Below are 12,525 nucleotides of genomic sequence, written 5' to 3'. Positions count from 1 at the left end.
CCATGCCCCACCCGCAACCAGCATCATCATCCGCCCGCTTCCTCGACGAATCAGTCCTGCCGATCTTTACCGACCTGCGCATGACCGCCTTCGGACAAAGCGTCATCGACATCGCCGCCGATCCCGCCTTCGACGACTGGAGCTTCTCCGACAAGGTGCTCTACGCACTCGACAAAGAGGTAGCGGCCAAGCGTGAGAGGCGAGTCAACAAACTGCTCAAAGCATCCCGATCGCCAAATCCCGATGCTTGTATCGAAGACATCACCTACACGCCCGGCCGCACCATCAACAAAGAGCAAATCACCCGACTCGCTCACTGCCAATGGTGCCAAAGCGCACAAAACATTGTCATCCTGGGCAAATCCTCCGTCGGCAAAACCTACCTCGCCCAAGCACTGCTTACCGCGGCGTGCCGAAACGACTACTCCGCGCGCTTTTTCCGCACCGACACACTCGCCAACCACCTCGCCGTGCTCAAACACGACGACCCAGCCCGCATCACATTCCTCGAAGACCTACACAACACAGACGTGTTAGTCCTCGACGACTTCCTGACCACCCCAATCGATGCCGCTACCGCACACCAACTGCTCAATATCCTCGCAGAACGCGAACCCCGCGGATCCACCATCGTGACATCCCAGTTCACACCCGACGAGTGGTACAAATCCATCCCCGATGCCGTCATCGCCGAATCCATCCTCAACCGACTCGTCGCCGGCGCCGAAATCATCACACTCGAAGGCACCAACATGCGACTGACCCAATAACCCCGCCAAACCCCAAAACGCCCGGGTGTTACTCGATACTCACCCGGGCGTTACCCGATACTCACCACACCGTTACTAAACACGTGGTCTAAACACTCCGGCGGAGGCAGTGGAGCGATTTTTCACCGACGCAGACTCGCTGGATTCCGTTAACCGGCTTTCGCAACGTTTCGGTCTGAGCCGGGAAGCGATGCTCTGGCGGCTAGTTGAGCTGGGCTTCACCTCACGCGAAGAGGCTTCAGGCGTGATCGAACTGGTCAAAGCAAGCCGCTCTGAACCGCGCGAAAACGGTGGCGCTCCTCCGTTTCACGTATTGGTACGCTCGCGCGTCGGCGGCCGATTCTATGGCACGGTTACCCGCGCCTGGAGCCATGGGCAGATCACGGAAAGAGATGCGGAACGCTACCTGGGTGCAGTAGCTATGCCTCGCTTTCCAAGACACCGAGTGAAGAATTCGCGATTGCAGACCAAGCGAGACAGCGAGAGTTGGTGCGCCTCGGCTGGGTGATTATTCGCATCGTCGAATCCGATTTCTACCTGACCCGGAGGAACAGATCCAACGTGTCGTCAACCGCCTTGAAGGACTTGGTATTCGTCCCCGTTACGACTCGGCAGAGCGTCAGAATGTTGAGATAAACGAGTCCGTTTCGGAAGTGCTGGGACCTGTGACGACGAGAGCGATCTAGGGTATTGTCCCTGAGCCAGCGGGGGCTCCGGACGCGTCGTAAGACATCGTGCGGAGCAAAATATCAAACCTCTACTAGCGAGTTGAGCTGATCTACTTGGCAGTCAAAATCACAGACACCAACAACGAGAAATCCCCGGCCAAGCGGGACTATCTCGCCACTCTTCGCGCGTCCACGCGCCGGCCTTCCTGGAGCATATAAGATCTACGGGCGTTTGCTCACTCAGGCAGGATTGACCAGTCTAAATGGACCTGATTCGGGAAGCCTTGCAGAGCTATCTATCTAACGCGAAATCAACAAAAGAGTTTTCAGAGAAGCTGCTGACATACTGCTCCCACACTTCATCAATCTGGTCCCAAGATAGTCTTGGTCCGTAATCGCGGATGCGGTTGTAGATGTCGAGGAGCCATTCGTTGAACGGGTCATCGGTAAATCGATCCCTCTGGTATCGGCTCCACCATTCGTCGATGTAGTCCCAGGACAGGCGTGGGCCGTAGTTGCGGATTCGTTCGTAGATGTCGAGGAGCCATTCTGGGAACGAAAGTTCCGTTTTGGTTTCTTCGGTGTATCGGCTCCACCATTCGTCGATGTAGTCCCAGGACAGGCGTGGGCCGTAGTTGCGGATTCGTTCGTAGATGTCGAGGAGCCATTCCGGGAACGAAAGTTCCGTTTTGGTTTCTTCGGTGTATCGGCTCCACCATTCGTCGATGTAGTCCCAGGACAGGCGTGGGCCGTAGTTGCGGATTCGTTCGTAGATGTCGAGGAGCCATTCCGGGAACGACACTTCCGTGTTTCGGTCCACCGCGAATCGCTCCCACCATTCGTCGATGTAGTCCCAGGACAGGCGTGGGCCGTAGTTGCGGATTCGTTCGTAGATGTCGAGGAGCCATTCCGGGAACGACACTTCCGTGTTTCGGTCCACCGCGAATCGCTCCCACCATTCGTCGATGTAGTCCCAGGACAGGCGTGGGCCGTAGTTACGAATGCGTTCATAGATGATCGCGGCCCATGTCGGAAAATCGGTGTCGGAGTTTTGATCCTCCATGTACCGTTGCGACCAAGTATCGGGATCGAGATCAAGTGCGTCTACGGCGTCGACGTAGTCCTCTTCGCTTAGATTGGTACGTCGGTCCACCCGGTAAAGAGACTGAGCATCCATTTGATTCCTTCGATACGATTACAGCAAGGCAGCCCCTAGATTAGCCCGTTTCATCGGACTCGGCAGCACATTCTTGGTCGGTATAAATCCCGCAATGCCCTGGCGCCCAACTCACAACCAGATGACGTTGTCACCGATAAGCTCTCCCCTGTGTCGTCCCTTATCCCCGTCCACGCATCCGAGCACGTCTTAGGCGGTGTCTCCGAGTACCTGGCTTCCGCGTTCTCGCTGAGGAACCCGGAGACGTCCAACGCCTTGAAGGCGTTCCTGGATGACACGGAGCGCGGCATGTTCCACGGGCCGTATGTGCGGGTGCGCCTCCCCTACGCGCGGGCGATTGGGTGGGACGGGATCCTGGACTGGATGCCGTCGTGGTTCACGCCGTACCACCACCAGGCGGAGGCGTTCCGCAGGTTGCGCAGCCGGGACGAGCACGGGGAGCGTCGCCCGGATCCCACGCTGGTGATCACGGGTACCGGCTCAGGTAAGACGGAATCCTTCCTCTACCCGGTCCTGGACCATGCGGCGAGTGCCCGTGCGGAGGGCCATACCGGTGTGAAGGCGCTGTTGCTGTACCTGATGAACGCGCTCGCCAATGATCAGGCGGATCGTCTGGCCAAGCTGATCGCCAATGAACCGGCGTTGGCAGGTGCCACGGCCGGCATCTACACCGGTGAAGCCAGGGGCAGTGTGAAGAAGGTGACGGCGCAGTCGCTGATCAATGATCGCGAAGAGATTCGCCTCAACCCTCCGGACATCCTGCTCACCAACTACAAGATGCTGGACCAGCTGCTCCTTCGCCCGGAGGACCGGGAGATCTGGCGCAAGTCTGCGACATCGCTGCAGTACCTGGTGTAGGATGAGTTCCACACGTACGACGGCGCGCAGGGCACCGACGTCGCGCAGCTGCTGTGCCGCCTCGGGTTGAAGCTGAAGGAGCACCAGCCCGAGGGGTTCCTGGGCGAGTACGCGTCGAACCCGCTGGGTCGCGTCACTCCGGTGGCAACGTTCGCAACGCTCGGCGGTGACGACGACCGCTCGAAGGTGCTCGAGTTCGCGGGCACCATCTTCGGCGAAGCGTTCACGCCGGACGCGATGGTGAGCGAGAAGACACTCACATACACCGAGTGGACTGAGGAGATCGCGCAGACCTATGGGCGTAGCACCACTCCCCTGCCGCCGGATATTGATGAGCTGCGCGGGATCGTGGACGCGGTCGTGGACGACACCTCCGGACGCGGTCACGCGGACGTGGTGCTGGACATCTTCCGCACGCAGCTGTGGGGTGTGGATGCGGGCGCGGACCTCGACGCAACGATCGCGGTGTACTCGGTGCACCCGATTACGCAGGCGCTGCTGGGCGGCGCCGGGAACGCCAACCCCCTGATCAAGCACGAGGGCGAGGACGCGAAGACGCTGCCGGAGGAGATGTTCGACCCGATCGTGCTACGCAGCTTGGGCGAGGACACCGCGCGGGAGTTCGTCACCCACCTGCTCACCGCGGTGGCGCACCTGCGCGCGCTCGCCGGCGAGGCGTACGGGTTTTGTGGCAAGCGCCTGCCCGGTGTGGAGACGCACCTGTGGGTGCGCGAGGTCTCCCGTATCGAGCGCGCCGTCACCCCGACCGAGGACGGCCAGGTGTTCCGGTTTGCCGACGACGGACACATCGGCGCGGAGGACTCCGCGGTGTGGCTGCCCGCCATTTACTGCCGCGAGTGCGGCCGCGCTGGGTGGATGACGGCGCATGAGCCGGGCACCGATGCGGTGGTGCTCAATGGTGGGGAGATCCGGAAGGCGAGCGTCGATAAGCCTGAGCTCCCGCGGCCACTCATCGATGCAACGAACGAGTACCGGCGCGCCGTGGCCGAAGGCATGGAGCCGGGCGCGTTCGATGGCGAGGACGGCAAACGCGCGCTGATGTGGTTCCACACGTCCACGCGCACGCTGAGCACCACCGAGCCGAGCGATGAGGATCGCGCAGAGGGGCGCTCGGTGCCCGTGCTCAGTACGCGGGGCTGAACGCGGCGGACTACGCGCGTGAGCAGGTGTGCCCGAACTGCGGGGAGTCGGACGCGGTGCGCTACATCGGTTCGCGCGTGGCCACGCTGCTCTCGGTGGGGCTGTCCAACCTCTTCGGCATGCCGCAGCTGGCTCAGGAGGAGAAGAAAACGCTCGTGTTCGCGGACTCGGTGCAGAACGCGGCGCACCGGGCGGGGTTCGTGCAGTCGCGGTCGAGGGGGTTCGGGATTCGTACGCTCATGCGCAGCGTCGTCGGGGACGAGGATGTTGCGGTCGCCCAGATGCCGCTGCGGATCCTGGAGCGCGCGGACGCCGCCGAGGACACCGCCGCGCGCGCGTTTCGAGCTGCTGCCGCCGAAGATCGCGGACGCGCCCACGTTCGTGCCGTTCTGGTCCAAGGACGCGGACGAGAACGCCCGGAGCGAAGCCACCCGTGCGGAGCTGCAGCGCCTGGAACTGGACGCGGTGCTGGAGTTCGGGCAGCGCGCGCACCTGCCGCGATCATGCAGACCCAGGCCATCGACGGCCAGCTGTTCTGGCCCACCATGTCCGCCGTGGGCGCGGAGATGCTCAACGTGCGTGTGGAGCGCGATGGCCAGCGCGAGTTCAACCACGTTGTGGTGGACGAGGCACAGGACTTCAACGCTGGGCACTGGCGGTTCTTGCGGGCATGCGTTGCGTCGGGTCCGAACGACATTTTCATCGCCGAGGACTCTCACCAGCGCATCTACGGCAACCCGCTGACGCTGTCGCACTTTGGCATTTCTACTCGCGGCCGCGCTTCTCGACGGCTCACGCTGAATTACCGAACCACCAAAGAGAACCTGGACTACGCGCTGCGCATTCTGGTCGGCGGCGACATGGAGTTCTTGGACGGCGAAGGTAAGACCGGCTCGGTTGAGCACTACCGCTCCGCGCGTACCGGCCCGGCGCCGATGATCGTGACCGCGGCGTCCGAGGACGAGGAATTCGCCGTTGCGGCTGCGTTGATCAACGGCTGGCTTGGGGAGGCCGAGCGTTCGGCCGCGGAGGGGGTGAACAAGGAAGCGCGAGTCGGGGTGATGTGCCGCACCCGCGGGCAGCTCTCCCGCGTGGTTTCCGGTCTTGCCGACCACGGCATCGACGCCGTGCAGACCAAGAATGCGGAGCTGGCCTCCCACGAGCAGGTCAGCGTGATGACCATGCACGGCGCCAAAGGCATGGAGTCCACCCACGTGATCCTCATGGGCGTGGGCAAGGAGATCATGCCGCTGCGCTTCCGCCTGAAGAACCTGTCCGAGGAAGACGCCCGCGCCGCCCTGCAACGTGAGCGCTCGCGCTGTACGTGGCGGCCTCCCGCGCCCGCGACGCGCTGGTAGTGACCACAGTCGGCGAGCGGTCGGAGCTGCTGCCGGAGGGTTAGGGCGTTTCGGGCTGCGCTGCCTGGTGGTCTGCCTCGTCGCCTTCGCGGTCCTCCCAATCCGCCAGCGTGGTGGTTGGCTCCTCTTGGAGGTGCCAAAGCCTTCGCCCATTCGCAGCACCGCCGACGAGAAACGATGCAGCAGCCGATGGGCTTGTGAATTCGAGATCTGAGAGCAACGTGCCGTTTTGAATCTGGTCCGCATAGCGGTCCCGGGTTGCGTGGACACCTCGCGCGGCGCTGGGCAGAAGCTCTTTCCGGAGCGTCGAACCTGCCAGCACTAAAAAGCCGTCTGCGGTGCGTTGGCCCAGGCCCTGTACTCCATGCCGTGGAACGGTGAGTTCAAACGTCGGTTCTTCCTCTTTTGCTTGTTGATTCAGGGTTGTGCCTGAGGAGTGCACAGCCGACGACTTCCCCGCGGTCGCCTTCGGTTGAAACGCGGAGATGCCCAATGCGCTGATGATCAGGTTGGTGTTCTCGATGAACTCGTCGAGCTCTGCCTGCGTCTCCTCGCTGACACTGCCGGCGGACGGGGTGTTGCCGTTCGCTACCTCATATCGGTCTGCTCTGATAGCGCGCTGGTGGAACGCGTTTTCCAGGAAGGTGATCTCGGTGGCACCCCAGGAGTCATCCACAACAACTACGTAGATGATGCGGTTGAAGAAGTCCTTGTCTTCACTGCGCGCGTGCTCGGCGGCGCGGGCGAACGCTACCCCGTTCTGCCGTGGTGCGGTCTGCCCAATGTAGATCCGTGGCTTATCCGTCTCCGGGTTTGTGCCCACCAGAAAGTACACCGCCGGGTGGTTGAGCTCAGGGCGGCGGCGCAACTCCTCCGAATTGAGCTCGGTGCGCGGGATTGAATAGACTCGGCCGACCCAATTTCTAATCGAGGCCTTGATCGGCCCGGCGGCAGTGCCGTCCCATCATGAAAAGCTGCAGCGTTTTCGGGGAACCCATACGGTTGAGCGTAATCCGAAACTCAGGCTGACTCAGCTTGAGGTGGTGGAGGTCGTCGATGCGTCATCCCGTGCCGACTCCGCATTGCGCCGTGTGGGGCCTGCCGAGATTCGACAGTTGCGCAGCGCCATCAGTTAAGCCGGGGTCGGCAATGCCGAGGAAAACTGTGGCGTGGGAGATAGAGTGTTCCTATGAAAAAGTTTCCTCTCCTTGCTGCAACAGCAGCACTACTCATCACAACACTGTCCGCGCCTGCTGCTAACGCCGAGCTGACCCCAACTGAGCGGGACCAGTTCCGCACCGATCCCGTCGGGGCGATTGCTTGGCAAGCTATTAAGGGCTCTTCGGAATACGTGCGCGCCGATGGCAACACCATGATGGCCGCGTCCTTCTTCTCCATGACTTCGCCCGGGGAGAGTATCGGCCTGCCAGCCCTGGAGAACTGCGCCGAGCGCGTCGGCTCCTCTTCGCCGGCAGGCGGTGTGCGCTACGTGGCGGCAGCCCTGTGCGCAACCTTCGACCCGAATGCCCGCAGTCAGGTGCAGCGCGGTGACTTTGGCTACGCGCCGCTGGGCTAAGCCGGTGCGAAGATAGGCAGATCGCTGCGTGTATGCGGCCGAGACCACCCTGCCAGCTTGCCCTCGGCGGAACGAACGTGTCGATCTGAAATTGAAGGAGCGTGCCTCCAAGTCGGATCGAACGCACCGAAATGCGCTGTTTTGCGCTAGCCTCACGGCCTATAGGAACAGATTCGGTGCGAACGTTCCGTAACAGCATACGGTCAGCGAGGAGACGTGACACGTGGACATAGAGGCACTCGGCAGCTTTGTGCGCGCCCAGCGTAAGGAGCGGAGGCTGACCCGACTGGAGGTCGCCGAGCTTGCCGACGTGTCGGACCGGTTCCTTCGGGAGCTGGAGTACGGTAAGCCGACGGCCGAGCTTGGCAAGGTGATCGACGTTCTTGCCGTGCTCGGGTACGACCTTGAACCCGTCGTGCATAGAGCTGACGAGTTGGGGCGATTTTGAGCGTCGCCCCTTGCGGACTCCGCATTGCGGACAACTGGGTGCGCACCAACTGTTTCTGGGGGAAACCTTTGGTGCGTCGATAGGCGGATGTCCACTGAAATGAGCACGTGAGGGGCTGTGCTTGCGCCGGGTGCGACGTAGGCTGCTGGGCATGGGGATGAAAACTTGGAAAATTGGGGCCAAGGCGGCGGGAACGCACGTTGGGGGCCGGGTAATTGTTGCGAACCGTTTCGGTGAGATTGACGCTTCCGGGCGGGAGCTTGGGCAAGCGGTTGTTGCCGGACTAAATCGGGCGGCCACAAAGTGTCGGACGGTCAGTATGAAGCAGCCGGAAGCAGGTGAGGTGGCTGAGCACCTCGCAGGCATCGCCTTGATGGCTGGCTTGCCGCTGCTGCTGATGCGGCAAGCGACAACCGTCGAATCAGCGGGTTCGGCGGCCAGGTTGATGGTGGAGATCAGCGGGGAGGCGCTCGCGCGGGAACCGCGGTTTGCAGGCGTATACGGGCTCGCGATCTTCGCCCGGGAATGCGCCGACGCCGGCCGTCTGGACATGATGGGGCCGCTTTGCGACACCATCTCCAGCGTGCTGCCGAAACCTCTCTCCCACGCAGGCGAAGCGGATCGCGCGATGCGGGTGGAAATCCGGGAGGTAGAGTTCCCAGAACCTAGCGCTGAATTGGCTGGCGACGGCCTGGCGGAGATAGGCCTAAACTACAAATGCAGCGAGGTGGATGGCAGCGAAATCGGTAAAGACTCCGGCTCAGCGTACTTCCCGCTGCCGCTGTTCGCGCCGGGGACGGCGGAACCGCGCGTGGTTATGGAGATGTGGGTCGATGGCCTGCAATTGATCGTGGACCTGGAGGCGAAGCTCGCGGGGTACGGTGCCCTTCGGGACATGGTGTATGCCGTGGAGGAGGTGGTAGACCGGCACCGGTTCCGCAGTTGGGGGACGCGGCCCGCGTAGCGGCGGTATCGTCAGTGAACAATGGCTATTCAACCCTTGGCCGAAGCGTTCCCGGCGGGAGACTTCCTCGCGGAGGAACTAGAAGAACGTGGTTGGAGCGAAGCAGATTTCGCCGCGATCATGGGACGGTCGACGCGCTTTGTTGAAGAGCTCATCTCGGGCGAGCGGGAGCTGACGCGGGAATCCGCCGAGCTGGCCGGGGCAGCGCTTGGTACCTCGACAGAGCTGTGGCTCAATCTGCAGGACACGTACCGGGTGTGGGAGCGCTTTAGCCGTCGATAAGTTTGGTGTTCGTGGGCAACCACCAAAGATAACGGCGTAAGTTTGGTAGTCTCCCTCGTATGAACTGGCCGCGGGTGGAAACTGAGACGCTCCCGTGGTCGCCCGCGCCCGATTCGTACCCGCGGCGGGCGGCGAAGAGGATGCCGCGCGAGTATGAGGCCGCAGTGGTCCCGAAGATTGCGAACCAGCAGCTCGCGCTCGCTGAGGAGACGCGTGCGCTGGTGGAACAGGCGACGGTCGCGGCCGTGCGGTTCGATACGACGGACGCGCACCGGGTCGTGCCGTTTACCCCGCTGCTGCTTCGCAGTGAGTCGGCCGCGTCTAGTCGCATTGAGCAGCTCACGTCGTCGGCTCGCAAGGTGCTGGAGGCGGAGGTCACTGGCCGCGGGCGGGGAAATGCGGCGCTGATTGCGGCGAACACTCGTCAGATGGAGGCCGCGGTGGAGCGGGCCCGCGCGAGCGTGGATGGCATCGTGGAGATGCACCGGATCCTGCTTACGGATTCCGCTCCAGAGATCGCGGGCGTGCTGCGTAACGCTCAGGTGTGGATCGGCGGCAGCGACTACTCCCCCGCCGGGGCGATGTTCGTGCCGCCCCACCAGCGCCATCTTGGGGAGCTGATGGCGGATCTTGGCGAGTTCATGGCGCGCGATGACCTCCCGGCGCTCGCCCAGGCGGCGATCGCGCACGCGCAGTTTGAGACGATCCACCCGTTCGCCGACGGCAACAGCCGCACGGGCCGTGCGCTTGTGCATGTGGTGTTGCGGGAGCGTAGCTTAACGACGAGCTCCGCCCTCCCCCTCTCCGCCAGCCTCCTCACCGACACAACGGGGTACTTCGCTACGCTCGATGCCTACCGCGGCGGCGATGTGGACCGGATCGTGCAGCTGTTCGCCCGTGCCGCCATCGATGCCGCCGAGCGCGGATCCTGGCTGGCAGCGGAGCTTGGTGCCGTTCGTGCGGAGTGGAACGAGCAGCTCACCGCCCGCGCCGACGCGCTGGCCTGGCGGGTGCTCGACCTGCTGCTGCAACGGCCCGTGTTGACCACTGCTGCGGTGTCCGCGGAGTTTGGCGTGTCAGCGGAGACGGCTCGAAATGCTCTGGACAGGCTGGAAGACGACGGCCTCGTCATCTCCGCGCAGTTGGATAAACGCCAGCGCGGGTGGCGCTCCCCCGACGTGCTCGCGTTGCTCGACGAGTTCGCCGACGCCGCCGGCCGCCGGGGCTGAACCGCTACTGCCAGGGCAGCTCGATGCCGAGGCGCGGCGCCAACGCCACCACGCCGATGCCCACGACCGCCAGCGCGGCCAGCACACCAAGCACGACCGCCGCAGTGTTGGTTTCGGTGGTGGTGTACTGCGTCAGCGTCGGGCGCTGCGCGGTCACGCGCGCGACCTCAGCTTTGGCTTCGGCAACCTCGTCCTCCGCCTCGTCCAAGGCCTGCTGCGTGTTGCCGTAGCTCAGGTACGCATCCTCCGCTGCCTGCTCCGCCTCGGCGAGACGCTCCTCAGCTGCGGCGATATCAGCTTCGAGCTTCTCGCGGTCCACCGACTTCGCCCACTCCAGCTCCTCGGCGGCGGCGTCGAGGGCTGCCTGGGAGGCGGTGACGTTGCCGGAAAGTGCGGCGGCCTCCTCCGACAGGCGGTCGCGTCGCGCTTCGGCGGTGTGCTGGGCGGAGCTTGCGTCGTTAAGCTGCCTGCGCGCAATGGCGAGGGCCTCCTGCGCGGCGGTGTCGCGCTCGGTCTGCGCCGCCACCTGCGCATCCAGCGTGCGCTTGGCCTCGACGTGCTCCGCGCGCTCCGCCGCGTAGTCGTGGGAAACCTGCACAGCCAGTGCGCGCGGTGCCGATTCGGACACCGATTCGAGGGCGCGGCGGTTGAAGTCGCCGTAGCTGGGGTTGGCGTCCCTGCGGTCGTTGAGGTCCACGGTCAGCGGCGCGATGCCGAGCGTCTCGCGCGCGCCGGTAGAGACGTAGAAGCCCTTGCCGCTGGCCTTCGCCTTCCTCGAACCGGCGTCCGGGCCGAGCATGTAGTCGCCGTCCGGGGTGCCCAGCTCGTAAAACTGCATGATGGCAAACGCCGTGCCGTCGGCTGCGGTGCGCACGCCCACGCCGATGCCGGTGATGCCGGAGGCGAGCATGCCCCGGTTGTGCCTGGTGGAGTTGCGCCAGGAGGTGAAGAAGTCCTCGGCAAGGTGCGCCCAATCCGCGCGCGTGGCGGTTGCCGGCCTCACGCTGGGCCAGCCGAGCCAATCGTACGTGGCGTTCTCGCCGCTGAAGCCGTAGTCCTCGAACTTGGCGTGGCGCAGCACGTTCTTCGGATCCATGCCACGGTTCACGTCGGCGGCTAGCACGCCGCTCCAGTCGCGGGCGTTGTCGTTGAAAACGTCGTGGCTCACCAGCGGGTGCATGCCGTGGCGCGCGCGGTACTCGTTGGTGATCTCCACAACCGCGTCCGCGACCAGCCGCTCCCAGTCCTCCTGGGTGTAGTCCGCGCCCGCGGCCTCGCGCGCATCAACGTCTGCGAGGGCGTTCGCGGCGGCGTGCTGCTTCGCCTCCAGCGCGTCCAACTCCTCCCGGACGCCGCGCGCCGCAGTCGCCTTTTCGTCCACGTTGGCCTGCGCCTTCGCGGTATCCTCCGCCCGCTCGCGTGCCGCCTCCTCCGCTCGCGCTAGCTCCCCCGCCTTGGCCTCGTGCGCGGCACGCGCGGCTTCCAATGCGCGCTGCGCCTTATCGACATCAAGCTGACGCCCCTCCACGTCCGCCCGCTCCAGCCGCCCCTTCAGGAGCTCCACCTCGCTTCGTGCGGACTCCACCTGGGCGTCTGCCTTTGCCAGCTCGGCGCGGGCGGAGTCGCGCTGGGACTGCGCAGCCTTCGAGTCCTGCTCGGCTTTGGTGAGGGCGGCGGATGCGGCGTCGAAAAGCGGCTGCCACTTCGCGGTGGCTTCGTCGAAGCCCTGCTGGTTGACGGTCCTGGTGGAGCTGCCGGAGGACTGCGCCTCGGCGGCGGGGAGATGAACGGTGCTGACGGCGAGGGCGCAGGCCAGCGCGGCGGGCGCGATGCGGGAACGTGACATAGTCAGAACTATAGGGCTGCGCTGGGGCTTCGACAGCGGAACGGGTGGTCGGAGGCGGCTGAACCCTCGAGTAGGTGTTGAGGAGGTTCCGCAGTTGCGGAACCCTCACCCCGATGTCTACTGGAACGGACGCGCAGACGAAGAGGCGGGCGGAAGCGCCGGAACCCCCCGGGGGGGTAGCGCGGGGG

Annotated in this window: 13 protein-coding genes; 10 read left to right on the top strand and 3 right to left on the bottom strand. The window is 64.0% G+C overall.

The features are described 5' to 3' along the window. Positions 1–2 precede the first annotated feature (2 nt). On the top strand, positions 3–770 hold the full coding sequence (locus tag H0193_RS08290) for an ATP-binding protein (RefSeq protein ID WP_070771239.1): 768 nt from the start codon (positions 3–5) through the stop codon (positions 768–770). Positions 771–1,730: 960 nt separating this feature from the next. Here H0193_RS08290 and H0193_RS08285 read toward each other — a convergent pair. Then, entirely contained in the window at positions 1,731–2,615 is an 885-nt protein-coding gene (locus tag H0193_RS08285) for a hypothetical protein (protein ID WP_181889365.1), read from the bottom strand. Between the two features lie 150 nt (positions 2,616–2,765). Between H0193_RS08285 and H0193_RS08280 the strand changes: the two genes are divergently transcribed. The 3 genes from H0193_RS08280 to H0193_RS12535 all read left to right on the top strand — a co-directional run bounded on the left by H0193_RS08280 (position 2,766) and on the right by H0193_RS12535 (position 5,992). Continuing rightward, positions 2,766–3,473, top strand: a complete 708-nt coding sequence (locus H0193_RS08280) for a DEAD/DEAH box helicase (protein ID WP_181889364.1) — start codon at positions 2,766–2,768, stop codon at positions 3,471–3,473. A 66-nt stretch (positions 3,474–3,539) separates the two neighbouring features. After that, a complete protein-coding gene (locus tag H0193_RS08275) occupies positions 3,540–4,634 on the top strand; it encodes a hypothetical protein (protein WP_181889363.1) in 1,095 nt (364 codons plus the stop codon). 56 nt (positions 4,635–4,690) lie between these two features. After that, the gene (locus H0193_RS12535; RefSeq protein WP_338026627.1) at positions 4,691–5,992 is read left to right on the top strand and encodes a 3'-5' exonuclease; all 1,302 of its coding nucleotides are present in this window, start codon (positions 4,691–4,693) and stop codon (positions 5,990–5,992) included. A 40-nt stretch (positions 5,993–6,032) separates the two neighbouring features. Here H0193_RS12535 and H0193_RS08265 read toward each other — a convergent pair whose 3' ends face one another. Then, positions 6,033–6,860, bottom strand: coding sequence for a GIY-YIG nuclease family protein (locus H0193_RS08265; protein WP_181889362.1), 828 nt, complete (start codon positions 6,858–6,860; stop codon positions 6,033–6,035). Between the two features lie 67 nt (positions 6,861–6,927). Between H0193_RS08265 and H0193_RS08260 the strand changes: the two genes are divergently transcribed. The 6 genes from H0193_RS08260 to H0193_RS08235 all read left to right on the top strand — a co-directional run bounded on the left by H0193_RS08260 (position 6,928) and on the right by H0193_RS08235 (position 10,491). Then, positions 6,928–7,128: a hypothetical protein gene (locus H0193_RS08260; RefSeq protein WP_181889361.1), complete on the top strand. Its 201-nt coding sequence runs from the start codon at positions 6,928–6,930 to the stop codon at positions 7,126–7,128. A 53-nt stretch (positions 7,129–7,181) separates the two neighbouring features. After that, positions 7,182–7,568, top strand: a complete 387-nt coding sequence (locus H0193_RS08255; protein ID WP_034996604.1) for a hypothetical protein — start codon at positions 7,182–7,184, stop codon at positions 7,566–7,568. A 223-nt stretch (positions 7,569–7,791) separates the two neighbouring features. After that, positions 7,792–8,016: a helix-turn-helix domain-containing protein gene (locus H0193_RS08250; RefSeq protein ID WP_269952705.1), complete on the top strand. Its 225-nt coding sequence runs from the start codon at positions 7,792–7,794 to the stop codon at positions 8,014–8,016. A gap of 319 nt (positions 8,017–8,335) precedes the next feature. Then, positions 8,336–8,980, top strand: a complete 645-nt coding sequence (locus H0193_RS08245) for a hypothetical protein (RefSeq protein ID WP_181889360.1) — start codon at positions 8,336–8,338, stop codon at positions 8,978–8,980. A 21-nt stretch (positions 8,981–9,001) separates the two neighbouring features. Next, entirely contained in the window at positions 9,002–9,262 is a 261-nt protein-coding gene (locus H0193_RS08240; RefSeq protein ID WP_181889359.1) for a helix-turn-helix transcriptional regulator, read from the top strand. Between the two features lie 59 nt (positions 9,263–9,321). Beyond that, a complete protein-coding gene (locus H0193_RS08235) occupies positions 9,322–10,491 on the top strand; it encodes a Fic family protein (protein ID WP_181889358.1) in 1,170 nt (389 codons plus the stop codon). 4 nt (positions 10,492–10,495) lie between these two features. Here H0193_RS08235 and H0193_RS08230 read toward each other — a convergent pair whose 3' ends face one another. Continuing rightward, a complete protein-coding gene (locus H0193_RS08230; RefSeq protein ID WP_181889357.1) occupies positions 10,496–12,337 on the bottom strand; it encodes a CAP domain-containing protein in 1,842 nt (613 codons plus the stop codon). Positions 12,338–12,525: the final 188 nt, after the last annotated feature.

Origin of the sequence: Corynebacterium haematomassiliense, assembly GCF_013978595.1 — a bacterium.
GTDB lineage: Bacteria > Actinomycetota > Actinomycetes > Mycobacteriales > Mycobacteriaceae > Corynebacterium > Corynebacterium lehmanniae.
This window is presented reverse-complemented; position numbering and strand designations above follow the sequence as displayed.